Annotated in this window: 23 protein-coding genes; 21 read left to right on the top strand and 2 right to left on the bottom strand. The window is 41.9% G+C overall.

Annotated elements, in window-relative coordinates; all coding sequences use genetic code 11:
• Positions 1 to 438: 438 nt before the first annotated feature.
• From ftsE to phoU, 14 genes are all read left to right on the top strand, one after another.
• On the top strand, positions 439 to 1125 hold the full coding sequence (gene ftsE, locus HCJ54_RS09220; protein ID WP_185409981.1) for a cell division ATP-binding protein FtsE: 687 nt from the start codon (positions 439 to 441) through the stop codon (positions 1123 to 1125).
• Positions 1115 to 2002, top strand: a complete 888-nt coding sequence (ftsX, locus tag HCJ54_RS09215) for a permease-like cell division protein FtsX (protein ID WP_036065682.1) — start codon at positions 1115 to 1117, stop codon at positions 2000 to 2002. Before ftsE ends, ftsX begins: the two co-directional genes overlap by 11 nt.
• A gap of 101 nt (positions 2003 to 2103) precedes the next feature.
• Positions 2104 to 3351: an NlpC/P60 family protein gene (locus tag HCJ54_RS09210; RefSeq protein ID WP_187137437.1), complete on the top strand. Its 1248-nt coding sequence runs from the start codon at positions 2104 to 2106 to the stop codon at positions 3349 to 3351.
• 130 nt (positions 3352 to 3481) lie between these two features.
• Positions 3482 to 4840: a murein hydrolase activator EnvC family protein gene (locus HCJ54_RS09205; RefSeq protein WP_187137436.1), complete on the top strand. Its 1359-nt coding sequence runs from the start codon at positions 3482 to 3484 to the stop codon at positions 4838 to 4840.
• Between the two features lie 117 nt (positions 4841 to 4957).
• Positions 4958 to 6409 carry a cardiolipin synthase gene (cls, locus tag HCJ54_RS09200; RefSeq protein ID WP_187137435.1) on the top strand — a complete coding sequence of 484 codons (1452 nt, stop codon included), beginning with the start codon at positions 4958 to 4960 and terminating at the stop codon, positions 6407 to 6409.
• 12 nt (positions 6410 to 6421) lie between these two features.
• A complete protein-coding gene (locus tag HCJ54_RS09195) occupies positions 6422 to 7597 on the top strand; it encodes a PDZ domain-containing protein (protein ID WP_187137434.1) in 1176 nt (391 codons plus the stop codon).
• Positions 7598 to 7810: 213 nt separating this feature from the next.
• Positions 7811 to 8527, top strand: coding sequence for a response regulator transcription factor (locus HCJ54_RS09190; RefSeq protein ID WP_185409986.1), 717 nt, complete (start codon positions 7811 to 7813; stop codon positions 8525 to 8527).
• A complete protein-coding gene (pnpS, locus tag HCJ54_RS09185) occupies positions 8524 to 10296 on the top strand; it encodes a two-component system histidine kinase PnpS (RefSeq protein WP_187137433.1) in 1773 nt (590 codons plus the stop codon). Before HCJ54_RS09190 ends, pnpS begins: the two co-directional genes overlap by 4 nt.
• A gap of 220 nt (positions 10297 to 10516) precedes the next feature.
• A complete protein-coding gene (locus tag HCJ54_RS09180; RefSeq protein ID WP_036065689.1) occupies positions 10517 to 11422 on the top strand; it encodes a phosphate ABC transporter substrate-binding protein in 906 nt (301 codons plus the stop codon).
• Positions 11423 to 11525: 103 nt separating this feature from the next.
• The gene (gene pstC / locus HCJ54_RS09175) at positions 11526 to 12446 is read left to right on the top strand and encodes a phosphate ABC transporter permease subunit PstC (protein ID WP_187137432.1); all 921 of its coding nucleotides are present in this window, start codon (positions 11526 to 11528) and stop codon (positions 12444 to 12446) included.
• Positions 12443 to 13327 (top strand): phosphate ABC transporter permease PstA, encoded by an 885-nt coding sequence (gene pstA / locus HCJ54_RS09170; RefSeq protein ID WP_036089747.1) that lies wholly within the window; start codon positions 12443 to 12445, stop codon positions 13325 to 13327. The genes pstC and pstA overlap by 4 nt, the downstream gene beginning before the upstream one ends.
• Before the next feature lie 44 nt (positions 13328 to 13371).
• Complete coding sequence (gene pstB / locus HCJ54_RS09165; RefSeq protein WP_244966936.1) at positions 13372 to 14169, top strand: phosphate ABC transporter ATP-binding protein PstB; 798 nt, start codon at positions 13372 to 13374, stop codon at positions 14167 to 14169.
• Positions 14170 to 14359: 190 nt separating this feature from the next.
• A complete protein-coding gene (pstB, locus tag HCJ54_RS09160) occupies positions 14360 to 15133 on the top strand; it encodes a phosphate ABC transporter ATP-binding protein PstB (RefSeq protein ID WP_185525702.1) in 774 nt (257 codons plus the stop codon).
• 12 nt (positions 15134 to 15145) lie between these two features.
• Entirely contained in the window at positions 15146 to 15805 is a 660-nt protein-coding gene (gene phoU / locus HCJ54_RS09155; protein WP_036065693.1) for a phosphate signaling complex protein PhoU, read from the top strand.
• A 50-nt stretch (positions 15806 to 15855) separates the two neighbouring features.
• On the opposite strand, the gene HCJ54_RS09150 is transcribed toward phoU, so the two are convergent.
• Entirely contained in the window at positions 15856 to 16251 is a 396-nt protein-coding gene (locus tag HCJ54_RS09150) for a helix-turn-helix domain-containing protein (RefSeq protein ID WP_036065695.1), read from the bottom strand.
• 244 nt (positions 16252 to 16495) lie between these two features.
• Here HCJ54_RS09150 and HCJ54_RS09145 point away from each other — a divergent pair, with 244 nt between their 5' ends.
• From HCJ54_RS09145 to uvrA, 7 genes are all read left to right on the top strand, one after another.
• Positions 16496 to 16801: an ArsR/SmtB family transcription factor gene (locus HCJ54_RS09145; protein ID WP_036065698.1), complete on the top strand. Its 306-nt coding sequence runs from the start codon at positions 16496 to 16498 to the stop codon at positions 16799 to 16801.
• A 22-nt stretch (positions 16802 to 16823) separates the two neighbouring features.
• Positions 16824 to 18926, top strand: a complete 2103-nt coding sequence (locus HCJ54_RS09140) for a heavy metal translocating P-type ATPase (RefSeq protein ID WP_187137431.1) — start codon at positions 16824 to 16826, stop codon at positions 18924 to 18926.
• Between the two features lie 150 nt (positions 18927 to 19076).
• Complete coding sequence (locus HCJ54_RS09135; protein ID WP_185410427.1) at positions 19077 to 19460, top strand: hypothetical protein; 384 nt, start codon at positions 19077 to 19079, stop codon at positions 19458 to 19460.
• A 13-nt stretch (positions 19461 to 19473) separates the two neighbouring features.
• A complete protein-coding gene (locus HCJ54_RS09130; protein ID WP_036065703.1) occupies positions 19474 to 20124 on the top strand; it encodes an HD domain-containing protein in 651 nt (216 codons plus the stop codon).
• A 17-nt stretch (positions 20125 to 20141) separates the two neighbouring features.
• On the top strand, positions 20142 to 20384 hold the full coding sequence (locus HCJ54_RS09125; protein WP_185410425.1) for a CsbA family protein: 243 nt from the start codon (positions 20142 to 20144) through the stop codon (positions 20382 to 20384).
• 150 nt (positions 20385 to 20534) lie between these two features.
• A complete protein-coding gene (gene uvrB / locus HCJ54_RS09120; protein WP_036065704.1) occupies positions 20535 to 22511 on the top strand; it encodes an excinuclease ABC subunit UvrB in 1977 nt (658 codons plus the stop codon).
• A gap of 6 nt (positions 22512 to 22517) precedes the next feature.
• A complete protein-coding gene (gene uvrA, locus HCJ54_RS09115; RefSeq protein ID WP_187137430.1) occupies positions 22518 to 25385 on the top strand; it encodes an excinuclease ABC subunit UvrA in 2868 nt (955 codons plus the stop codon).
• A 186-nt stretch (positions 25386 to 25571) separates the two neighbouring features.
• Here the strand turns inward: uvrA and HCJ54_RS09110 are convergent.
• The coding region (locus HCJ54_RS09110) for an immunoglobulin-like domain-containing protein (protein WP_342354458.1) at positions 25572 to 25892 on the bottom strand (321 nt) is incomplete at its 5' end.

Here is a 25892-nt window from a genome sequence, read left to right as displayed (position 1 = left end):
TTATTAGTCTCGAAATGGTCTATTCCAAGCGGTTTCGCTGTAACTATTTTTAATATCCCTGTAATGTTAATTCTACGTAAAACACGGTACAATAAGAGAGTAATAAAAACAGTGCGGCATTTAAGGCACGTTTTTTTATGGGCTTTTTTATCGGTCAATAGAATTTGTGGGGCTTTTTATAAAATTAGAAATTAAAATGTGGATGTAAATAAAGATGTTGCAAATAAAATAAAACTTGTCATTGGTTGAAATATAACTGTAACCTAATTAACCTGAACCTGAAAGATTGAAGTGTTATAATTGAATTATGTATTGTGACTTCAAGCATTTCAATAAGAAATGGTGAACCTTTCATGAAACTTCACTGTATAGTTCGGTTATATCTTACATGTTATATCATTCAAACTTGATTTAAGAAAGGCATAGTTAGGTGATAAAATGATTGTTATGGAAGATGTATACAAGAAGTATCCCAATGGCATTACCGCTGCGAACGGATTGAATATTCGGATCGAGCAGGGAGAATTCGTTTATGTCGTAGGTCCGAGTGGTGCAGGTAAATCTACCTTTATCAAGATGATCTATCGTGAAGAACGTGCAACAAAAGGAACGATTAATGTAGATAAATTTGATTTATTGCACATGAAGAATCGTGAAGTACCATTTCTGAGAAGGCATGTCGGCGTTGTCTTTCAGGATTTTAAACTGCTACCGAGTAAAACCGTGTATGAAAATATTGCGTATGCAATGGAAGTAGTAGAAGAAGATCCGAAAGTCATCAAAGATCGTGTCATGGAAGTGCTAGACTTAGTAAACTTGAAACATAAAGTCAGAATGCTACCAGATGAGTTGTCTGGCGGAGAGCAACAGCGGATTTCGATTGCTCGTTCGATAGCTAATATGCCTAAGGTGTTAATTGCAGATGAACCAACTGGAAACCTCGACCCTGATACTTCATGGGAAATCATGAATATCCTTGAAGAAATAAGTAATCGCGGAACGACAATCGTAATGGCGACGCATAATAAAGAGATTGTTAATACTCTTAAACATCGTGTTATCGCTATTGAAAACGGCAGAATCGTTCGTGATGAACAGCAAGGAGATTATGGCTATGAAATTTAGAACAGTGGGTAGACATTTTAGAGAAAGCTTTAAGAGTCTCTATCGTAACGGTTGGATGACATTTGCTGCAGCTAGTGCGGTAACAGTTACTTTGATTTTGGTCAGTGTGTTCTTCGCAATTATGATGAACATGAACAAACTAGCAGACGATGTGGAGAATGACGTGGAGATTAACGTTCATATCCAATTAACCGCGACAAAAGATCAACAGGACGAATTAAAAGGTAATATCGAGCAGTTAAATGGCGTCGATAGTGTAACATTTTCTTCTAAAGATGAACAAATGGAGAAATTAGTCTCTACATATGGTAAGGATTTCGAGTTATTCGAACAAGATAATCCACTTTACGATGTGTTCATAGTTCAGGCTAAGGAGCCGAGCGAGACTTCAAAAGTTGCAACCGAGATTCAGAAAATGAAATATGTCGCAAAAGTGAACTATGGTGAAAAAACAGTAGATAAATTGTTTAATGTCTTGAAATGGGGACGATATGCTGGTATCATATTAAGTGCTGGTCTTTTACTAACAGCTATGTTCCTAATCTCGAACACGATCAAGATTGCGATTTACTCGCGTCGAACCGAGATTGAGATTATGAAACTGGTAGGGGCGACAAACTGGTTTATCCGGTGGCCGTTCGTGTTAGAAGGTGCTTGGCTGGGTCTTTTAGGATCCGTCGTACCAGTGATACTAACATTTGTAGGTTATATTAACACCTACAAGCTTATCAATCCAAGACTTGGAGAAGGCACCAATCTTTCCTTATTGACACCAACCCCATTCATGTATGAAATTGCTGGGTTGATCATCGCTATCGGAGTTTTGATCGGTATATGGGGGAGTGCAATATCCATCCGTAGATTCTTGAAAGTTTAACAATTAAGTGCGTATCAGATAAAGAACGCATTTTCAAAAATAATGATTAAAAAAATTTAATGAAAGAAAAGCCTAGGGAGCTTTTTAGGAGGTAAAATCTTTTGAAAAAAAATACTTTAATTGCTGCGTCAATGGCAGCTGTAATCAGTTTATCACCGGTTTTTACAACAAATGCATTTGCGGACGTTAACACAGATATCCAACAGAAAGACGCAAAGCTAAACGATCTTAAATCTAAGAAAGCTGATTTACAAGCTGATCTATCATCTTTAGTGTCTAAGCTAGATTCAGCGCAAGCGAAATCGAAAGAACTACAAGCAAGTTTTAACAAATCAGCAGAACAATTAAAGAAATTAAATGCTGATATCGCGGCAATTAATACACGCATTAAGGAACGTGAAGCAGTTCTTAAAGAGCGCGCTCGTTCTATGCAAGTGAATTCAAACTCGAATGTTTATCTTGACGTAGTTCTAAGTGCAGATAACTTTGGTGATTTAGTAGACCGTGTTTCTGCGGTTAATACCATTGTTGATTCTGACAAAGCAATCCTTGATGAGCAACAAAAAGACGAGGATGCTTTGAAATCAAAATCTGCTTCTGTTAAGAAAGAACAAGCCAAACAACAAAAAGCAATCGCAAGCTATGAAGAACAACAAAATAAAATCGAAGCTCAAAAAGCTGAGAAAGAAGCTGTTGTAGCACAGTTAGCAGCACAACAAGCAACAACAGAACAAGAGAAATCTACTTTAATTGCGCAACGTGATAGAGAAGCAGCAGCAGCGGCGGCTCGTGCAGCAGCAGCGAAAGAAGCTACAACTGTTCAACCAGTAGCAGCTACTGAAACTGCATCTTCATCAAGCTCTAGCTCAAGTGCTTCAACAAGCTCAGACTCTAGTTCTGCATCATCTTCAAGCAGCAGTAAATCTGAAAGTAATGAAAATACTTCCAGTTCTTCAAACAACAATATTGCAACACCAACCGGTTCTGGATATGATGCAATGATTTCAGCAGCTTATGCACAACTAGGTAAACCTTATTCTCTAGGAGCTACTGGACCAGGTTCGTTTGACTGTTCTGGATTCACTTCTTACGCATTCCGTGCAGCAGGAATTTCTCTTCCAAGAACTTCAGGCGCTCAATATGCAGCATCTACTAAAATCAGCTCAAGCCAAGCAAAACCAGGTGACCTAGTATTCTTCAGCTATGGTAGCGGAATCGCTCACGTTGGTATTTACATCGGTGGCGGTAAAATGATTAACGCGCAAAATAATGGCGTTAGCATTGACAGCCTTTCAAGTAGCTTCTGGGCACAATCTCTTGTAGGTTTTGGTCGCGTAGCTAATTTTTAATCCCAAACAATAAAAAGATTTTTTGAAAATAGAAAAGTACCTTTGTGCGAGTTTTGCAAGGGTACTTTTTTTCTAACTAGGTGTTGGAAAAAATAGTTATATATGAATTCGAATTAGGAGGAAACTGTGAATGACATATAAGAAAATACTCAGAAATGGCATTGCAATGACTGTAGCAGTTGGACTTTTTAGTGGAGTACCGATTAATGCGATGGCCGCCGATTTAAATGAATTACAGAAGCAGCAACAAGACATTCAGAACCAGCGCTCTGCTATAGATAGCCACATCGATGAAAAGGACCACGAAGTTTCGGTTCTTGAAAGAAAACAACAAACAACGGCTGCGGAATTAGAAAGCCTAGTAAAAAGTATCACGGAAACAAATAAAAAGCTTCAAAAGCAACAACAGGAAGTAGCTACAACGAATGCTGAGGTAGGTAAACTAAAGGATGAAATCAGCGTATTGCAAAAAAGTATTCAGGAACGCCTTGACTTATTGAAAGATCGCGCACGTGCGATACAAGTTAATGGAAACGGTCAAGCGTATATGAACGTTATTTTAGCGTCGGATAATTTCAGTGATTTTATTGATCGGGCGACAATGGTATCGACACTCGTGAATGCAGATAAAGACATTATGACGGATCAGAAAAAAGACGAAGATGCACTCAGCTCGAAACAAAATCAGACAGAAACAAAATTAGCGAGCTTGAAAAAACTTTCTACCGAAATTGCGCTTTCCAAAAATAACTTAGAGAGCCAAAAGAGCCAAAAAGATGAGCTTATTTTAGCAATTGCGGCAGAAAAAGATTTAACGCAACAACAAAAAAATGAGTTGTTAGCAAAGCAAGATACGCTTTCGGCAAGTGAGAAAGCAATTGCGGGTAACATTCAAGCGGAGCAAAGTCGCCAAGCTGAACTACAATTGGCAGCGGCCCGCAAAGCAAGCGCAGAACGTGCAGCTAAAGAAGAAGCTGCAAAGGCTGCAACAGCACAAGCAAGATCAAAAACAGTGACGAGGACGGAATCGCAACAGGAATCACCAGCTGTCTCTATTCCATCGATTAGTGCAGGATCTTCTACGGGTATGTTTATTAAACCAGCAGCGGGAATCTTAACTTCTGGCTTTAGCGATCGTACCAATCCAGTGACTGGAGAACATGAATCACATAAGGGACAGGATATTGCAGCTGGTGGTAGTGTGCCAATCTATGCCGCGGCAGGAGGAACTGTTGTTTTCTCTGGTTTTGGTGCTCCAGGTAGTGGCTATGGTGGCTATGGTTATGTGGTTGAAATCGATCATGGGAATGGTTATCAAACCTTGTATGGACATATGAGAGCGGGAAGCTTGCAAGTCGTTGCAGGACAAAGCGTTTCTCAAGGACAAGGCATCGGCATGATGGGCTCAACAGGGCAGTCTACAGGTCAGCATCTTCATTTTGAGATTCATAAAAATGGGGTTCCGGTTGATCCATCACCTTATATTTAATTTAGAATCTCGATTGGCTCATAGGTGGGCTGGTCGAGTTTTTGCTTGTCTAAGGCAATACTTCACTGCTAATCTATGATATGATAAAAGGGTAGGATTATTATTGGGGGGAGCAATATGGGGATTATTGCGGGTTTATTGATTGTTTTATTACTAATCAATCTATTCTTTGCCGCCGTGATGGTGTTTTTGGAACGGCGAGACACATCAGCGACATGGGCTTGGTTGCTTGTTTTAACTTTCATACCTGTTATTGGCTTTATTATATATTTAATATTTGGCCGAAAGCTTTCACACCGCAAAATTTTTGACTGGAGGGGACAGGAGAGAATTGGGTTGCGTGAGTCGACGGACAATCAAATTAGCATGATTAGGCAGCAGGAGTTTCCGTTTAGTGATAGGAATGTGGCGAAGCATCGGGATTTGATTTATTTATTACTTGTTAATGATGGCGCAATTTTAACGCAGGATAATGAAGTTACTATTTTTACAGACGGGCATGAAAAATTTGATGCGTTGATGCGTGATATAGAGGACGCGAAGGATCATATTCATCTGATTTATTATATTATTCATTCTGATATGCTTGGGAAGCGTCTGAAAGCGGCGCTTATTAAGAAGGCGAAAGAGGGATTGGATGTCCGTGTAATTTATGATGCAATGGGTTGCCGAACAACAAAAAAAGCTTTTTGGAACGATTTGAAGCATAATGGCGTGAAAGTTTGGCCGTTCTTCCCATCGAAATTACCGTTGATTAACTTTCGGCTGAACTACCGAAATCATCGCAAGTTGGCAATTATTGATGGTGAGGTTGGTTACATTGGTGGCTTTAATGTGGGAGATGAGTATTTGGGGCTCGATAAAAGCTTTGGATACTGGCGAGATACGCATCTTCGAGTGAGGGGGAAGGCGGTTTTTGCGATGCAGACGCGCTATATTATGGACTGGAATTCAGCGTCGTCGGCAAGTCAGAAACTAGATTATCAAACGCGTTATTTTCCGAGTTTTCATGGGAAGGGATACTCTAGTATGCAGATTGTTGCGAGTGGGCCAGATTCGGAATGGCAGCAGATTAAAAATGGTTACGTTAAGATGATTAATTCGGCTAAGAAATCTATTTATTTACAGTCGCCATACATTATTCCGGATGCGAGTTTGCTTGAGGCATTAAAAATTGCTTCGCTGTCGGGTGTCGATGTTCGTTTGATGATTCCAAATAAACCGGATCACGCTTTTGTTTATCGTGCAACGACGAGTTATTGTGGGGAATTGATAGAGAGTGGAGTCAAAGTTTATATCTACGATAATGGTTTTATTCATGCGAAGACGATGGTTGTCGACGGTGAAATTGCATCGGTTGGGACGGCAAATATGGATTTCCGTAGTTTTAGATTGAATTTTGAAGTGAATGCGTTTATGTATGAGAAGAAAATCGCGCAGAAATTGGAAGATCTATTTTTGCAAGATATTTTGAAATCGTATCAGCTAACAGCAGAATTGTACGCCGAGCGATCTTTTTGGATTAAAGTGAAAGAAGCGGTGTCAAGGTTGCTGTCACCGATACTATAAGAGGTGAATGAAGTGGACATAGTGCTAGAAATATTAAAGGGAATCGGGAGTTTGCTGCTACAGCCAGCTTTTTACGTCTCGGTATTGATTGTTATTATTGCTGGGTTTAACCGGATAAAATGGGAGCGTAAATCTTTTCATACACGCGTGCATTCCCCGTGGCAGGAGTTGAAAGGCTTCTTTGGATTGGGGATTATGTTTGGCGCGCTAGTATCGATCGTGCTGATTTTCACCGGGTTTACGTTGACGATTGGCTGGATTGCGATCTTTAATGTGGTGCTGATTGTATTGTTACTCGTAGGCCTTTTTCGAATGACTTCCACAGCGTATACAATTGGAATTGCGAGTTTGGTTTACTACGCAGCGTACTATTTTGATTGGCAGTTGGCACCGTTTGAAGATACGATGTTGCCGATCAAGGATTTGTATATTGATAATTTCATGATTGCTATCGTATTTATTTTAGCACTATTGATCGCTGTTGAGGCGTTTTTGATCCAGTATTCGGGTGCTAATCAGGCATCACCAATGCTACGAAAAAGCGGACGCGGAAAATGGATCGGGGCTTTTCAACTACGCCGTTTATGGTTATTGCCAATCGTTTGCTTTATTCCTGGTCATGGTTTTGCAGCATTTTTTGATTGGTGGCCGATTTTCCAAATTGGGAATCAGACATTTTCACTGCTGATTTTGCCGGTCGTTATCGGTTTTCAGCAACAGGTACAATCACAATTACCGAAGCAGGCGACGCATAAAATCGCGCTTCGCGTGACGAGTTTGGCGATTGTAATTGCGCTCTTCGGTGTTGGAAGCATTGTGATGCCCATCTTATGCTTAGCCGCTTTTGTCGTTGCTATCATTGGACGGTTTTGGATATCTTATCGTCACCGCAGTGAGGAACAGAATGCTGCCTTTAAGTATACGCCGCAATCTGATGGAATCATGATTTTGGGCGCTCGTGAGAATACGCCGGCTAGTCGGATGGAAATTTTGGCTGGGGAAGTTATTTTGGAGGCGAATGGGAAAAAGGTGACAAATCGTGCGGAGTTATATGATGCGTTGAATGAGAATCGGGCGTATTGTAAGTTGAAGGTACGCGATAATAATGGAGAGCCGCGGATTGTTCAAACGGCGATCCATGAGGAAGATTCATTTGAGCTGGGGTTATTTATGGTAGAGGGAAAATAAGACGCGCATGAACCTATACACGAGTATCGGAATGGAGCTCTTAATGATGAAAACGGGCTCTTCTTTTCAGGGCCTGTTTTTTTAAGATTGTGTTAATCTGATAGGTTTTCTACCCGATAAAGGTAAATTCGTGCTATATTTTAGATGAAGAATACATAACAAGTTGTGGCGAGTTTGTAAAGGCTGCGCGTTATGAATGGGGAGGAAATGGCATTGACCAAGATTTTAGTAGTGGATGATGAGTCTTCCATTGTGACTTTACTGCAATTTAACATTGAAAAGGCTGGTTTTGACGTGGTGACAGCAGAGGATGGGCGAACGGGATACGAGCTCGCTTTAGCGGAAAAACCAGATTTGATTGTGCTTGATTTAATGCTACCAGAAATGGATGGGATCGAGGTCTGCAAACAGTTGCGCCAGGATAAGGTGGAGACACCGATCTTGATGCTAACGGCAAAGGATGACGAATTGGATAAAATTATTGGTCTGGAACTCGGCGCGGATGATTATTTAACGAAGCCGTTTAGCCCGCGTGAAGTCGTGGCGCGAATTAAGGCGATTTTGCGACGGAGTGCTGGGAAATCAGCTGCTGAAATGGATGCGCCAGAGCCTGTGAAAGAGAAGGCGCTTCATGTTGGCGATCTGAAGATTTTGACGGAGAGCTATGAGGTTTATTTACAGGACGAGTTGCTGGATTTAACGCCAAAGGAATTCGAGTTGTTGGTATATTTGGCAAATCATCGTGGCAAGGTTTTCTCTCGAGATCAGTTGCTGGATGCGGTTTGGAATTATGATTACATTGGTGAAACGCGGATTGTAGATGTGCATGTAAGCCATTTGCGCGATAAAATTGAGACCGATACGAAGAAGCCACAATATATTAAGACAATTCGTGGTTTTGGCTACAAGATGGAGAATATGAAGGCATGAAAAAACTATGGCTGAAAATAGGACTGTCCTTTTTTATTCTATTTTTTGTGGTGATGGTTGTCGTTGGCTTCTTTTCGGGGGATCTGATGAGGAGCGTTTATTTGCATATGAAGGAAAATCAGTTGCAGGATGACGCGAAAATTCTATTGACGACGACAAATTTAGAAAATGTGGATTTGGATCAGAGTGCAGATCAGATTCAAGCTACTTTGAAACCTTTAGAAGATAAGATTGATGCGCGGATTACGATAGTTGATAGGAATGGGCATGTGGTTGCGGATACGAAGGAAGATCCACATAGTTTAGGCAGTCACAAGGATCGACCAGAAGTACAAGAGGTTTTAGGTCAGGGAAAAGAGGTTGGAATTGCGACTCGAAAAAGTTCTACGCTTGGCTATAGCATGTTATATGTGGCGGTTCCCATTGTGCATAACGGTGCGATGGACGGTGTCTTACGAATTTCAATATCGTTGGAGTCCGTCGAAAAAGCTGTTCATCAGTTATGGCTGAGCTTATCCTTGATCTTTGGTTTGGCACTCGTAGTTATCGGTTTTATCAGTGCGGTGATTGCCCGCCGGATTACGCGACCGGTCAATGAAATTATCGATGTGTCGATGGATTTGGCGAACAATCGTTATTATAGTCGAATTACAGGCCAAACGAGTGGTGAATTGCAGGATCTTTCGGTAAGTGTGAACCAATTAGCGCAAAGTTTGGAAAAGCAGATGCAGGAAATCGAACTTAATCAACAACGGCTCAGCGGCATTGTGCAAAATTTAGTCAGTGGTGTCATGCTGATCGATCAGCGCAAGCTCATTGTGATGACGAATCCGATGATGGAGCAAATCATTGGCGAGAAGGGACTTACAAGCAAAGCATACTATGAAGTCCTTAAAAGTTTTGCCTTGACGCAGCTTGTAGATCGCTGTTTAGAGCAGAAAACACCGCAGCAAGAGGAAATTACGATTTATTTCCCGCGCGAACTTATTTTGGATGCGAATGCCTCACCGGTTCTTTCTAAAACAGGGAATATCACTGGTGTTATATTGCTACTTCACGATATTACTGAAATTAGGCGACTCGAAAATGTACGTTCTGAATTCGTCGCGAATGTGTCGCATGAACTAAAAACACCAGTTACTGCGCTTAAAGGCTTCGCGGAAACTTTACTAGACGGCGCCATGTATGATGAAGCACTTCTCAAAAAATTCCTAACGATCATAAAAGAGGAAAGTGACCGACTCCATCGCCTAATTATGGATATTTTGGAGCTGTCACGAATTGAGCAGAAACACGTTTCGATGAACTTAGAACAAGTGGATGTGGAGGACGTGGTAGTCGCAACTATGGATACCGTTCGTCCGATGGCATCTACAAAAGAAATCCAACTCATATCTCCGAATTTAGCAACGCCGATTGTTATGCAAGCGGAACGCGATCGTTTGCAACAAATCTTGATCAATTTGATTTCAAACGCGATTGTTTACACGCCTCAAAAAGGAAAAGTCACGGTAGGCGTGACGGAAAATATCGCGAACGAAACGATTGCAATCACAGTCAAAGATAACGGTATCGGTATACCCGTCAAAGATATCGATCGCATTTTTGAACGCTTTTATCGGGTAGACCGGGCGCGAAGCAGACATTCAGGTGGAACTGGGCTCGGACTTTCTATCGTGAAGCATATCGTTGAAAGTTGCGGGGGGCAGATTCAAGTGGAGAGCGTGGAAGGTTCTGGAACAACATTTACAGTGACACTTCCTAAATAAAGGAGTAGCGCAAGTCGTGATTTTAAACGGCTTGCGCTTTTCTTTACATAAATAGAGTCCGGAGATCGCCTAATTAGCGGTCTTTTCGTCATCTCTCTTTAAATAAATTTACAGAATCATCATCTTTACATTCTCTTAACATTAGCTACACATCACCTTAATTCTTAAGAGGTATAGTAGGTTTGTAAGTTAAATCGATAAAAAAGGTGGTTTACAATTCATGAAGAAGAGATTTTTAGGACTAGTAGCTGTTATTGCAGCGTTCACAATGATTATAGCAGGATGTGGAAATTCAGGTTCATCATCAGATAAAGCAAACGGAAATGCAGATAGCAAGGAAGTTTCTGGTTCGATTACGGCGGTGGGCTCGACGGCACTGCAACCTCTTGTTGAAGCTGCTTCGAAACAATTTACAGCTGAAAATCCTAAAGCACAAATCAACGTGCAAGGTGGCGGATCTGGAACTGGCCTAACGCAAGTGCAACAAGGCGCAGTAGATATCGGCAACTCGGATGTTTTCGCTGAAGAAAAAGACGGCGTTGACGCTTCAAAATTAGTAGACCACAGAGTCGCAGTAGTCGGCATGGCTCCAGTTGTTAACAAAGACGCTGGCGTGAAAAATATTTCAAAACAACAATTAATCGACATCTTCACAGGAAAAATTACAAACTGGAAAGATGTTGGCGGTAAAAATGAGAAAATCACGATCATCAACCGTGCAGAAGGAAGCGGAACACGCGCAACTTTTGAAAAATGGGGCTTAGATGGTGCGACACCAGTGAAAGCACAAGAACAAGATTCCTCAGGTACCGTTCGTAAAATCGTAAGCGAAACACCAGGTGCAATTAGCTACCTCGCTTTCTCTTACATTGACGATTCGATCCAAGGACTTTCGATTGATAACGTAGAGCCGAAAGAAGAAAACGTAGCAACCAACGATTGGAAAATTTGGGCTTACGAACATATGTATACAAAAGGTGAGGCAACAGGACTTACGAAAAAATTCCTAGCTTACATCACAAGCAAAGATGTTCAAAATGACTTGGTACCACAATTAGGTTACCAATCCATTCACTCCATGAAAGTGGAACGTGATGCTAAAGGAAACATTACAGAAGTTAAATAAAAAATATATTGGGGAAGGCGTCTACTTCTAATTATAGAAGTGGGCGCAAACCCGTTTGTTGGGTATAAAAATTGTGCTCAGCACTCGGAAAGGAGTCCAGACAGTGGAAGCAAGAGAAAAAGCATTAACGCAAACTTCCAAAAAAGCCCGTCTTGAAAAAAGAGGGAAAATCATTACTTTTATCTGCATCAGCATCATGGTGATTGCAGCAGCATCCATTCTTTTCTTTGTTATCTCGAAAGGGTTGGCGACGTTCTTTGTCAATAACGTGTCATTCGTCGATTTTATTACAGGAACAGATTGGAATCCTTCGAAAACAGACGCGGCCGGAAATCCACTCGTTGGAGCCTTGCCGATGATTCTTGGTTCTTTTGGTGTTACTTTACTCGCGGCTTGTATCGCCGCACCGCTTGCGATTGGCGCTGCTATTTTCATGGTGGAAATATCGCCGAAATTTGGTAAGAAAGTGTTGCAACCCGTGATGGAGTTGCTTGTTGGAATTCCGTCTGTTGTTTACGGATTTATCGGGCTTAGTGTTGTCGTTCCATTTATACGGGAACACATTTCAGGAAGTGGTTTTGGGATTGCAGCGGCGACCGCGGTTTTGACCGTGATGATTTTGCCGACTGTGACCAGCTTGACAGTGGATGCGATTCATTCGGTACCACGTCATTATCGTGAGGCTTCGCTTGCGCTTGGTGCAACGCGGTGGCAGACGATTTGGAAAGTAATTTTACGCAGTGCACGACCAGGCATTTTGACAGCCGTTGTATTCGGTATGGCTCGCGCATTTGGTGAAGCACTTGCTGTACAAATGGTTATTGGAAACTCCGTGGTTATCCCGACTTCGTTATTCGAACCGGCATCCACGTTAACAAGTATTTTAACAATGGGAATGGGAAATACCGTCATGGGGACGCTTGATAATAACGTGCTTTGGTCACTAGCGATGGTGCTACTAGCCATGTCACTATTCTTTATCATTATGATCCGCTTCATCGGTCGTAGGAGGAAAGTCAAATGAATGTAAAAACAAAAGATAAAATCGCGACCTCCGTTTTCTATTTGATTGCACTACTCATTGTCGTTATTTTGGCTGGATTACTCGGCTATATCTTAGTTCGAGGCGTGCCTCATCTGAGCTGGCATTTCCTAACCTCACCGCCAGAATCGTTCAAAGCAGGCGGCGGGATCGGTCCAGAAATCTGGAACTCCTTCTACATGCTGCTAATCACGATGATATTATCTGTTCCAATCGCACTCGGAGCCGGTATCTATATGGCAGAATACGCCCGCAAAAATTGGATTACAGACTTTATCCGAACAACGATTGAAGTCCTATCTTCTTTACCATCCATCGTGGTTGGTTTGTTCGGCTTCTTAATTTTCGTGTTACAGATGGGGTGGAGCTTCTCGGTTATTTCCGGGGCGCTGACACTGACCATCTTTAATCTACCGCTACTTATTCGCGTTATTGAGGAAGCACTTAATGCTATTCCAAATACGCAGCGAGAAGCAGGACTTGCACTAGGCTTGTCGCGCTGGGAGACCATAACACGGGTACTAGTCCCAGCCGCGCTACCAGCAATCGTGACCGGCGTTATTTTAGCCGCAGGACGCGTATTTGGTGAAGCAGCCGCCTTAATCTACACTGCTGGACAAAGTACACCGACATTGAACTTCGGGGACTGGAATCCAATGAACCCGACGTCGCCGCTCAACATCTTCCGCCCAGCAGAAACACTTGCCGTACACATTTGGAAAATTAATGGGGAAGGAATTATGCCTGATGCCGCAGCTGTATCCGCGGGAGCGTCCGCCGTACTCATTCTTTCCGTACTACTTTTCAATATTTTAGCCCGCATTTTAGGAAAATACGTATTCAAAAAGATGACGTCTTCCTGATTTGGCGGACAAAAGGAGTTTTTTAAATGATGGCAACGACAAATATGTCTTTCGCGATAAATCAAGATAAAGAAATCGTAACAGCAGGCGCGCCCGCAATGGCAACGAATGATTTGCACGTCTATTATGGCGACAATCACGCGATTCAAGGCGTCGATTTAGAATTTCATGAAAACCAAGTGACGGCTTTAATCGGTCCATCTGGATGTGGGAAATCGACCTATCTCCGCGCGCTCAACCGAATGAATGATGAAATCGATGGCTGCCGGATGGAAGGCGAAATCTTGTATAACGGTATCAATATTAACCGCAAAGAAGTCGACCTGTATAATGTTCGAAAAGAAATCGGGATGGTCTTCCAAAAACCGAATCCGTTCACCAAATCGATTTTTGAAAACATTGCTTTCAGCTTAAAACGCCATGGTATGAAAAATAAAACCGAGCTTGCGGAACGCGTGGAAAAAAGTCTGCGTAGCGCCGCGCTTTGGGATGAAGTCAAAGATGATTTAGGCAAAAGCGCCCTATCCTTATCTGGTGGGCAGCAACAGCGCCTCTGTATCGCTAGGGCAATTGCGATGCAACCAGAAGTTTTGTTGTTGGACGAACCAGCTTCCGCGCTTGATCCGATTTCAACGAGTAAGATCGAGGATTTGATACACGAGCTAAAGAAAAAATACACGATTATTATCGTGACGCACAATATGCAACAAGCCGCGCGGGTATCTGATCACACAGCATTTTTCTATCTTGGAAAAGTAGTCGAAGTGACCGATACAACGACGCTATTTACGAATCCATCGAACAAGCAGACGCAGGATTATATTTCGGGCAATTTTGGATAATGAAAAGCGTAAACAGCCCGCTTAGTCTCGACAGAATTTGTTAGAGGGCGCAGTGAAAACCCGTTCTTGGTTTTTGCGGAGGCCACGAAAATTCCGAGAGGCTGGCTGTTGAAGCTGGATCACATGAAAAGCGTAAACAGCCCGCTCACCTTCTTCAAAATATTTTTCTTCAAGGAAAGGAGCCACCCCAATGTCAACAATAACTGACACGGAATTCGTCATCGAAACGAGAGACGTAGACCTGTTCTACGGTCAAAAACAAGCGCTGAATAAGATAAACCTAAACTTCAAAAAAAATCGTGTGACGGCGCTTATAGGACCATCTGGATGTGGGAAATCAACTTTTCTCCGTACATTGAATCGAATGAACGACTTGATTCCAAACGTCACAATCAAAGGCGAGATCAAAGTTGCCAACGAAAACATTCAAAGCTCCAAAATCGACACAGTCAATTTGCGCAAAAAAGTCGGGATGGTTTTCCAACAACCGAACCCGTTTCCATTTTCGATCTATGACAATGTGGCTTATGGACCAAGAACACATGGCGTCAAAAATAAGAAAAAACTAGATGAAATCGTTGAACGTAGCTTAAGACAAGCGGCACTTTGGGATGAAGTGCATGATCGTTTACACAAGTCCGCACTCGGCATGTCTGGTGGGCAACAGCAACGCCTCTGTATCGCTCGCGTTTTGGCGGTCCAACCAGAAGTTATCCTCATGGATGAGCCGACTTCCGCGCTTGACCCAATTTCTACAGCCAAGATGGAGAATCTCATTTTGGAGCTGAAGAAAGATTACACGATCGTTATCGTCACGCATAATATGCAACAAGCATCACGGATTTCCGATGAGACAGCATTTTTCCTCAATGGCGAAATTATTGAATTCACCGACACAACAACTATTTTTACCAATCCAGCGGAACAAAAAACGCAAGACTATATTTCAGGAAGATTCGGATAAGGAGCGAAGCATATGCCAGTTAGAAAAATTTTTAATGAGCAGCTAAACGAGCTACATCAACATTTACTTGAGATGGGAATGTTAGTCAATGAAGCGATTTATAAAGCGGTGAAGTCACTTGTGAATCGGGATCAGGAGCTAGCGGAGAATGTCATCGTGAGCGATCGTTCCATCAATAACATGGAGTTGGCATTAGAACAGCGCTCTTTCGAATTAATTGCGCTGCAGCAACCAGTAGGCATAGACCTTCGCAAAATTGTAACAGTTCTAAAAGCGAGCTCAGATTTGGAGCGGATTGGGGATCATGCAGTAAGTATTGCGAAAACAACGATTTTAGTTGGCCGTAGCAAAGTTGTGAAGCCGATTCCGGAGATCCAAGAGATGGGAGACATCGTTAAAATCATGGTGCATGATGTGTTAAAAGCATATTTGGCGGAAGATGAAGAAGCTGCCCGTGAAATTGCGACACGTGACAATGAGGTTGATAAACTCCAACGTGTCATTTATACGAAATGTATTCATTTTATGCAAGAGGATCCCGATCATCTAGAGGAAATTTCGTATCTGCTCCTTGTTGCCCAATACCTAGAGCGAATTGGTGACTATGTGACTAACGTTTGTGAATGGATTGTGTACTTGAAGAGTGGCGAAATTGAAGAATTGAATCATTGATACCTAGTTAAAAGGACTCTACCGCATATTGTGATAGAGTCCTTTATCCGTTAACTATTTAATTTCCGAGCTTGTTTTAATGTGAATTCGAGCGAATCCATCAAAAACTCGCTTGTTTCTTCTTGCAGATATTCCCCGTTTAAATGTTGATGTTCTTCGTAGCGTAAGTCCTCGATTATCTTTTCGATCCGTTTGGCAATATCGTTCTTCTCTTTTGTGGTGACTGGTTTATACGAAGGTTCGCTATTTTGGCCAATTAAATAATCTACAGAAACATCGAATAATGTTGCAATATGGCGAACCGTATCCAAATCTGGCTCCCTGATACCGTACTCCCAATTACCATATGTAGAAGGGGCCTTTAGTCCGAGCCGTCTTGCTGTTTCGGCTTTCGACCAGCCTTGTTTCTCCCTTAAAACTGTCAATCGTCCGCTTAAATCTGGCATGCTATCACTCCTTTGTGTAAATTATATCATGATTTTGCCAATTGAGCTCTTTTTTTACATAAATAAGCTTATTTTGTACATAATAGCTGAAAAAGTAGGAAATGCTTGCAATTTTGACCAACATGTATTAATATATGTGTATATAAACATATATTGAAAATCATCCTAGTTAAACCTTGCTAAGTTCCTTGTTTGGATTATTATATGTATATGTGGGCATATACTAGAATTGGAGTGATAGGTGATGGAACAAAGCAAACAATTATTAGGCGAAGAAACGCTTTTTGGTGTAACACAAATTTTTAAAGCATTGGCAGATCCGACGCGGGTTCAGATATTGAATTTGGTGCAGGACCAGGAGTATTCGGTGAATGACATTGCACGGACGCTGGGCTTCAATCAGACGACAGTCTCCCATCAGTTACGCTTTTTAAAAAATTTAAGACTCGTCAAATCAAGACGCGAAGGTACGACGATCTATTACACGCAAGATGATAATCACGTTTTAGAGTTGTTATCTCAAACAATCAGGCACGTGGAACATCATTAAATGCAGAAGGAAGGAACGAACAATGGCTGAATTCAAACTAAGCGGGCTCTCATGCGCGCACTGTGCCCAAGAAATGGAATCGGAAATGCAGAAGTTAAAACACGGAAAAGATGCCAAGGTACTTTACAACTCTGGGAAAATGGTGATTTCTGATAAGATGGTAATGGCAGACGTGGAGAAAATCCTACAACAAGAGGGTGTGTCTGTCGTGAAACCAGATGGAGAGCACGATCACGATCACGATCATAATCATGACCACGGCGATAGGAAGCTGATTATTCAAATCGCAATTTCGACAATTCTGTTCTTTGTTGCTTTTTTGACGGAAAAAAATATTCCGGTTTGGGGCGCATTCAGTATTTATTTTGTAGCCGCAGCACTTAGTGGATACCAAACTTTCTTCAAAGGTTTGAAAAATTTATTCCGTTTGAAATTTAATATTGATACATTGATGACCGTCGCACTCGTTGGAGCATTCACTATCGGAGACTGGCGCGAAGGAACGGTTGTCGCAATTCTCTTCGGTATAAATGAGTATTTAGAAGGATTCGGGATGCGCCAAGCACGCAAATCGATGGCTGCGCTATTGAAAGTCGTGCCAAAAACCGCGAACATTTTAAAAGATGGCGTTGCTGTCGAAGTGCCAATTAATGAATTACAAATTGGCGATATCGTCCTCATTAAAGCGGGTGATAAAGTGCCATCTGACGCAATGATTGTCGAAGGGAAAAGTTCGGTGAACGAAGCGGCAATTACGGGTGAATCAATGCCGGTAGAAAAGCAGATCGGTGATGCCTTATTCGGCGGATCAGTCAATAACGAAGGAACATTAAAAGCGCAAATTACAGCGATTTATGCAGATTCGTCTTTAGCGAAAATTTTGCATCTTGTAGAAGAAGCGCAAGAAACGAAAACGCCAACGGAACTTTTCATTGATAAATTTGCGAAATACTATACGCCCATCATTATGCTATTCGCCGTACTTGTAACGGTTGTACCGCCGCTTTTCTTCAATGGTGTGTGGAGCTATTGGGTATACGAAGGACTGGCCGTATTGATTATCGGTTGTCCATGCGCGCTTATTCTTTCTTCGCCGGTCGCTATCGTATCTGGAATTACGCGTAGTGCTAAGAACGGTGTCTTGATTAAAGGTGGCGTTTTCCTAGAACAATTGGCAAAAACAAAACAGATCGCTTTTGACAAAACAGGAACTTTGACTGAGGGGAAACCAGTCGTAGCAAGAGAAGTTGTCTATGATGATGCAAACTTCTTCCAAATTTCAGGAATGATGGAACAAAGCTCTGGACATCCAATTGCAGCCGCTATAATGGTTTATGTGACGAAGCACCAAACTACATTCCCTGAAATGATGGATTTAACTACAATCGGCGGAAAAGGGTTGCGTGGAACTTTTGAAGGGAAGCAGTATTTCTTAGGAAATGAACAACAAATTCCGGACGCAAGCTGGACAGCGCAATCGAAGCAAGACGTGGACAAGTTGAAAAATGAAGGCTACACGGTTGTCGTTACAGCCTCTGAAACAGCGGTTTTAGGGATTTTTGGAATTCGAGACGCCTTGCGCAAAGAAAGTAAACAACTTGTAAGCCAGTTGCATGAAGAAGGTATGACAAACATTATCATGCTGACCGGAGATCATGAAAAAACAGCCGAGAAAGTAGCGAAAGAAATCGGAATCGATAGTTACTATGCTGGTCTACTGCCCGAAGATAAACTTACTAAAATTCAACAACTGCACGATCAAAATGGGAGTATCGCAATGGTTGGCGATGGTATAAACGATTCCCCGGCTCTCGCAACAGCAGATCTTGGCATCGCGATGGGAAAAGGAACAGACAGCGCTATTGAGGTAGCGGATATTGTCTTGATGCAAGATCATCTTGGCAAATTACCAATTACGGTGAAAATTGCCAAAAGAGTTCGAACTGTCGTTGGATTTAACATCGCTTTCGCATTAGGCCTCAAAATTATAGCGTTATTGCTAGCAGTAATGGGCTACCTAACTCTCTGGATGGCTATCATGGCGGATATGGGAGCTACCATTATTGTCACGATCCTCGGACTTTCCATTTTGTTCCGAAGTAAAGAAGAAAAAGCGATAAAATAGCCCGATAAAAACAAGAAGCCGGTCGCGCTTCTTGTTTTTATTGTGTGAGGATAAAGCGCATTCCATCAAGGCTTATCAAGTGTTTTAGGTTGCTATCAATCGCCATCCTCGTTATACTAGTTAAAAAAGAACGCCATTTGGGGGAAGAACATGAAACAATTATCAAGTAGCAAAAAAGTAATCGTTATTTTGGGTATTATCGCCCTACTCGCCGTCTCTGTCATGGCTATCATGTTCAACGATGATTTAACTTCCGTCATTATTATCTCCATTGTCCAGTTTATCCTGATCCAAGCCGTTTGTTATGTCGGCATTTACTCAGTGATGAAAGTAGGCGCGGCACGTGGACATAAACTATTTACCTGGGGTATTTTGACAACACTTATTTTTATGGGGCTTATTTATATTTTTGCAGCAGACAATTTCAGACAATATTCCGCGGCTATTATTGCATTGCTTGGCTTTAGCTCCGCGTTGATCATGAGAGAAGTAGAAAATACGCATCCGGATAACAAAAAACAAGAAGAACAATGAGGAGTGAAATAAAATGGGAATTCATCAATATTTTCGCAGTTTATCAGATTTAGAGAATATTTATCGCTGTCCAGGAAAGTTCAAATACCAAGAGCACTCCGTCGCCGAACATTCCTTCAAAGTGACACAAGTAGCACAGTTCTTAGGCAATGTAGAAGAACAGGCGGGACAAGCGGTTAATTGGCGTGCTCTATACGAAAAAGCACTGAATCATGATTACCCAGAACTGTTCATCGGGGATATCAAAACGCCGGTTAAATATGCGACATCCGAGCTTCGCGAAATGTTATCCGAGGTCGAAGAAACGATGACACGAAATTTTATTGATAACGAAATCCCAACGGAATTCCAAGCAATTTATCATGTCCTGCTGAAAGAGGGGAAAGATGACACGTTAGAAGGTCGCATTCTCGCTGTAGCAGATAAAGTTGATTTGCTGTACGAATCATTCGGCGAAATTCAAAAAGGCAATCCAGAGCCAACGTTCACTAAAATATATAGTGAGGCTTTAGAAACGATCTACCAATTCCGTGAAATGAATTGCGTTCAGTATTTCCTCCGCGAAATCCTACCAGATCTTCTCGCTGAAAAAGGGATTGAAAAAACTGACTTACCAGCATTAACAACTGAAATCAAAGCACGCGTTCTAAAAGAAGATAATTAAAAGGGAGTGCGAAGCCTATGTGGGATCAGCTAATTTCGGCGTTTATTTTTCCTGGGTTGTTGGTCATTATTTTGTCTCGAATAACATACCACCGCTTTGTTGGGTTAGGACTGACCGTCATCTTAATCGCCGTCTCTGCTCGCTTAGGCTTTACAAACACATGGTGGCTTATATTCATTGACGCCATTTCGATGACAATTGGGTTCTTTTTAGCGACACATATGCTTGCTAGATTGCGTCAAGCAGACAAGGAATGGTAGTAAAGAAAGCGAAGATATATTCGTGATATAAATACGAACGTATTTTCGCTTTTTACTGGTGGTTTTCGAACAATTATGGTAGAATAAGTGTAAGTAATGAGTCTGGGATTTGCCTAGGCTCGCTTTCGTTTTGCTAAAGGAGGGGAAAAGGTGAAGGATACATTTCAACTAGTTTCGAAGTACACACCACAAGGCGATCAGCCCAAAGCCATTGAGAAATTAGTGGCTGGTTTAAATAGTGGTATTAAGCATCAAACCTTGCTTGGTGCAACGGGAACAGGGAAGACTTTTACGGTTTCTAATGTGATTCAAGAAGTGAATAAGCCTACGCTTGTCATTGCACATAATAAGACGTTAGCAGGGCAATTATATAGTGAGTTTAAAGAATTTTTTCCAGATAATGCAGTGGAATATTTTGTGAGTTACTATGATTACTATCAACCGGAAGCCTACGTACCACAGACAGATACATTTATTGAGAAGGATTCCAGTGTCAACGATGAAATTGATAAATTACGACATTCGGCAACGGCATCTTTATTTGAACGCCGTGATGTGATTATTATTGCCAGTGTGTCTTGTATTTATGGCTTGGGTTCGCCAGAGGAATACGGTGCAATGCTGGTTTCACTACGACCAGGAATGGAGATTAGTCGCGATCAATTATTGCGTGATTTAGTAGAAATACAGTATGATCGCAACGATATTGATTTTCAACGCGGTCGTTTTCGGGTTCGCGGGGACGTTGTTGAAATTTTTCCGGCATCTCGTGATGAGCACTGTATGCGAGTTGAATTTTTCGGAGATGAGATTGAACGGATCCGGGAAGTAGACGCGTTAACAGGTGAAATCATTGGGGAACGCGACCATGTTTCCATTTTCCCAGCTTCCCACTTTGTGACGCGACCAGATATTATGCAGAAGGCGATTGTGAATATCAAGGCAGAATTGGAAGCTCGCTTGAAAGTGTTGCGTGCTGATAATAAATTACTAGAAGCACAACGTCTTGAACAACGTACGAATTATGATATTGAGATGATGGAAGAGATGGGTTACTGCTCTGGAGTAGAGAATTATTCACGCCATTTATCTTTGCGAGAAGCAGGCTCTACACCATATACGTTGCTGGACTTTTTCCCAGATGATTTCCAAATTGTCATCGATGAGTCACATGTAACGATGCCGCAAATTCGTGGAATGTACAACGGAGACCAAGCGCGTAAACAAATGCTGGTAGATCATGGTTTCCGTTTGCCATCCGCACTAGATAATCGTCCGTTACGATTGGAAGAATTCGAGAAACATGTGAACCAGATTATGTACATTTCAGCTACGCCAGGACCATATGAATTAGAGCGTAATCCAGATGTTATCCAACAGATCATTCGTCCCACGGGGCTACTGGATCCAATTATTGATATTCGTCCAATTGAAGGCCAAATTGATGATTTAATCGATGAAATTAATGATCGCATTAAGAAGAATGAGCGCGTTTTAATTACGACACTGACGAAGAAAATGTCGGAGGACTTAACGGATTATCTGAAAGAGACCGGAATTAAAGTCCAGTATTTACATTCCGAAATAAAAACATTAGAGCGAATTGAGATTATTCGCGATTTGCGCCTAGGTGTATACGATGTCCTTGTAGGGATCAACTTGTTGCGTGAAGGAATCGATATTCCAGAAGTTTCACTTGTGGCCATTTTGGATGCTGATAAAGAAGGATTCCTACGTTCGGAACGTTCCTTGGTACAGACAATTGGCCGAGCTGCGCGTAACCAAAATGGTAGAGTCATTATGTACGCTGATAAAATGACCGACTCTATGAAATTCGCAATCAGTGAAACGTCGCGTCGCCGGGAAATTCAAGAGGCATATAATATCGAACATGGCATTACACCGCAAACAATTATAAAAGACGTGCGTGGCGTCATTGCTGCGACTACGGCTGCTGAGGAAAGAGAAGCCGAGCATCTGAAAGATCTTAGCAAGATGAATAAGAAAGAACGGCTTGCCTTCATTGAAGAGTTGGAACACGAGATGAAAGATGCAGCAAAAGCACTCGATTTTGAACGTGCGGCACAACTTCGCGATACATTACTCGAGTTAAAAGCGGAAGGATGATTGTAGTTGGAAAAAGATAAAATTGTGATACAAGGCGCTAGAGCTAACAATTTAAAAAATATTAATGTCGAAATACCGCGTGATAAACTGGTTGTTATGACTGGTTTATCTGGTTCGGGAAAATCCTCGCTTGCTTTTGATACGATATACGCCGAAGGTCAGCGTCGTTATGTGGAATCCTTATCTTCCTATGCGCGCCAATTTTTAGGTCAGATGGATAAGCCAGATGTTGACTTAATAGAAGGTTTATCCCCAGCGATTTCGATTGACCAAAAAACAACGAGTCGAAATCCGCGTTCTACGGTTGGTACTGTCACCGAAATCCATGATTACTTACGCTTAATGTACGCACGTGTAGGCCATCCAATCTGTCCGAATCATGGCATTGAGATTACCTCACAGACGATTGAACAGATGGTGGATCGCGTGTTGGAATTACCAGACAAGACACGCATTCAAATCTTAGCGCCAATCATCTCAGGCAAAAAAGGTGCTCATAAAAAGACACTAGAAGGTATAAAAAAAGAAGGCTATGTCCGCGTTCGTATTGACGGTGAAATGTATGATATCGGCGACGAAATCGAACTTGAAAAAAATAAAAAGCATTCTATCGATATCGTCATCGACCGCATCGTTGTAAAAGAAGGTGTTACTTCCCGTCTTTTCGATTCGATTGAGTCAGCATTAAGGCTGGCAGATGGATATGCCGTCGTGGATGTTATCGGTGATAAAGAACTCTTATTTAGCGAACACTACGCCTGTCCATATTGCGGCTTTTCAGTAGGCGAGCTAGAACCAAGAATGTTCTCGTTCAACAGCCCATTTGGTGCTTGTCCAACATGTGATGGACTTGGGACAAAACTAGAAGTAGATATCGATACAGTTATTCCTGATATGAGTCTCTCGCTAAATGAAGGAGCTATCATACCTTGGAAACCGATCAGTTCCCAATACTATCCCAAAATGCTAGCAGCGGCTTGTACAGAATTTAACATTGATATGGATACACCGCTAGAAGACTTGCCAGAAGAACATTTAAGCATTATTTTAAACGGCTCGAGCGGTAAGGAATTCTATTTTGAATATAAAAATGATTTTGGCATGACTCGCGAAACTAATATTCCATTTGAAGGTATCATTCCGAATGTGGAACGCCGTTATCGCGAAACAAGCTCTGATTTCACGAGAGAACAGATGGCGCAGTACATGACTGATTTGCCATGCCCATCGTGTAAAGGATACCGTCTGAAAGAAGAGGCGCTTGCGGTTAAGATCAATAAGACGCATCTTGGCGAAGTAAGTAATTTTTCGATTATCGAGGCACTGGCGTTTTTCGATGAGGTTACTTTATCAGAAAAGGAAACCCAAATTGCGAAACCAATTTTAAAAGAGGTGAGGCAAAGGTTAGGTTTCCTAAAGAATGTCGGACTGGACTATTTAACACTTAGTCGCGCCGCTGGAACGCTATCAGGTGGGGAAGCTCAGCGGATTCGACTAGCAACCCAAATCGGTTCTCGTTTAACAGGAGTCCTTTATATACTGGATGAGCCATCGATTGGTTTACATCAGCGGGATAATGATCGTCTTGTTCATACCCTTCAAAGTATGCGAGATATCGGAAACACACTCATTGTTGTCGAGCATGATGAGGACACGATGCTGGCAGCGGATTATTTAATTGATATTGGTCCCGGTGCAGGCGAACATGGAGGCCAAGTCGTTGCAGCTGGAACGCCAGAAGAAGTCCGCAACAATAAGAACTCGATAACAGGGGACTACCTATCCGGTAAGAAGTTTATTCCTATCCCAACAGAACGACGCAAGGGAAACGGCAATAAGTTAGAAGTCATCGGAGCCAAGGCTAATAATCTCAAAAATGTTAGCGCCGTAATCCCGCTAAGTACGTTTACATGTGTCACTGGCGTTTCCGGTTCTGGGAAGAGTTCGCTTGTTAATGAAGTGTTACGAAAAGCTTTATCTCGACACCTTAACCGTGCGCACGCTAAACCAGGAGAACACAAAGAAATTAAAGGTATGGAGAACCTAGAGAAGATTATCGATATTGATCAATCTCCAATTGGGCGCACACCACGTTCCAATCCAGCCACATATACTGGTGTTTTTGATGATATTCGCGATCTTTTTGCCTCCACAAACGAAGCAAAAATTCGTGGCTATAAAAAAGGTCGCTTTAGCTTCAACGTGAAGGGCGGACGTTGTGAGGCTTGTAAGGGCGATGGAATTATCAAGATCGAGATGCATTTCCTGCCAGACGTCTATGTACCATGTGAAATTTGCCATGGTAAACGATATAACAGTGAAACATTAGATATTCGCTTCAAAGGGAAAAACATCGCAGAAGTATTAAATATGACCGTGGAAGAAGGCTTAGAGTTTTTCAAAAACCTTCCTCGGATTAGCCGGAAACTCCAGACTATTGTAGATGTTGGGTTAGGCTATATTCGTTTAGGTCAGCCAGCGACGACTTTATCAGGTGGAGAAGCCCAACGCGTGAAGCTCGCATCTGAACTACACAAACGGAGTAACGGTAAGTCGTTCTATATTTTGGATGAGCCGACAACTGGTTTACATGCAGACGATATTGCGAGGCTACTGAAAGTACTACAGCGACTCGTAGATGATAATGGAGATACGGTTCTCGTTATTGAGCATAACCTAGATGTCATCAAACAGGCTGATCACATCATTGATCTAGGCCCTGAAGGCGGCGATGGTGGCGGGCAAATCATTGCAAAAGGAACGCCAGAGCAAGTCGCAAAAGTCACTAAATCCTATACAGGCAAATACCTGAAACCGATATTAGAACGCGACAAAGCCAGAATGAAGAAAAAAGTTGCAAGTAAAACGGAGTAATAAAATGAGCGAAAGAACTAGTTTGAGATAAAAGGTTCTCTAAATAGAAAATACGTATCGAAAATCTAAAATTAGATTTTCGATACGTATTTTTTCTATTTAGGCAAATAAGTCATGCTCGCCTCCGTCTTATATGACTCACTATCATTTATTAAAAAGGTGGAATACTTTGTGTTTACCTGAAATCTATTTAACGGTTACAACTGTTTGTATTGTTACTGTATTTGTGGCATCATAGCCAAGAACCGTTACGGCTGTTGTGGTGTCTTTAATTTTATCTTTGGCATAGTATTGATACGTTCCGTCTGAGCTCACTGGAACTCTGTCATATACAGTGTCGCCTACTTTAAGACCAACGTATTTCACGCCGCCTGTAAACTTACCTGTGACAAATCTAGTTGTATCGATAACGAATTCATCTGTTGTAAGCGTTGGTGCTACACCTGGATCGATCGTCACTACTTTTTGTACAATAACCGTGTTCGCATCGTCATAACCAAGGACAGT

The sequence above is a fragment of the Listeria grandensis genome (assembly GCF_014322885.1).
GTDB lineage: Bacteria > Bacillota > Bacilli > Lactobacillales > Listeriaceae > Listeria_A > Listeria_A grandensis.
The sequence above is the reverse complement of the archived record's forward strand: the minus strand, read 5'-3'. Positions and strand labels throughout refer to the sequence as shown.

What these genes read in the sequence shown, in the direction of transcription:
- HCJ54_RS09140 (WP_187137431.1), top strand. Translation starts at nt 16,824, where the DNA reads ATGGCTGAATTCAAACTAAGCGGGCTCTCATGCGCGCACTGTGCCCAA.
- pstB (WP_244966936.1), top strand. Translation starts at nt 13,372, where the DNA reads ATGTCTTTCGCGATAAATCAAGATAAAGAAATCGTAACAGCAGGCGCG.
- phoU (WP_036065693.1), top strand. Translation starts at nt 15,146, where the DNA reads ATGCCAGTTAGAAAAATTTTTAATGAGCAGCTAAACGAGCTACATCAA.
- HCJ54_RS09150 (WP_036065695.1), bottom strand. Translation starts at nt 16,251, where the DNA reads ATGCCAGATTTAAGCGGACGATTGACAGTTTTAAGGGAGAAACAAGGC.
- pnpS (WP_187137433.1), top strand. Translation starts at nt 8,524, where the DNA reads ATGAAAAAACTATGGCTGAAAATAGGACTGTCCTTTTTTATTCTATTT.
- HCJ54_RS09135 (WP_185410427.1), top strand. Translation starts at nt 19,077, where the DNA reads ATGAAACAATTATCAAGTAGCAAAAAAGTAATCGTTATTTTGGGTATT.
- ftsX (WP_036065682.1), top strand. Translation starts at nt 1,115, where the DNA reads ATGAAATTTAGAACAGTGGGTAGACATTTTAGAGAAAGCTTTAAGAGT.
- HCJ54_RS09180 (WP_036065689.1), top strand. Translation starts at nt 10,517, where the DNA reads ATGAAGAAGAGATTTTTAGGACTAGTAGCTGTTATTGCAGCGTTCACA.
- HCJ54_RS09130 (WP_036065703.1), top strand. Translation starts at nt 19,474, where the DNA reads ATGGGAATTCATCAATATTTTCGCAGTTTATCAGATTTAGAGAATATT.
- HCJ54_RS09125 (WP_185410425.1), top strand. Translation starts at nt 20,142, where the DNA reads ATGTGGGATCAGCTAATTTCGGCGTTTATTTTTCCTGGGTTGTTGGTC.
- cls (WP_187137435.1), top strand. Translation starts at nt 4,958, where the DNA reads ATGGGGATTATTGCGGGTTTATTGATTGTTTTATTACTAATCAATCTA.
- pstB (WP_185525702.1), top strand. Translation starts at nt 14,360, where the DNA reads ATGTCAACAATAACTGACACGGAATTCGTCATCGAAACGAGAGACGTA.
- HCJ54_RS09145 (WP_036065698.1), top strand. Translation starts at nt 16,496, where the DNA reads ATGGAACAAAGCAAACAATTATTAGGCGAAGAAACGCTTTTTGGTGTA.
- HCJ54_RS09205 (WP_187137436.1), top strand. Translation starts at nt 3,482, where the DNA reads ATGACATATAAGAAAATACTCAGAAATGGCATTGCAATGACTGTAGCA.
- pstA (WP_036089747.1), top strand. Translation starts at nt 12,443, where the DNA reads ATGAATGTAAAAACAAAAGATAAAATCGCGACCTCCGTTTTCTATTTG.
- ftsE (WP_185409981.1), top strand. Translation starts at nt 439, where the DNA reads ATGATTGTTATGGAAGATGTATACAAGAAGTATCCCAATGGCATTACC.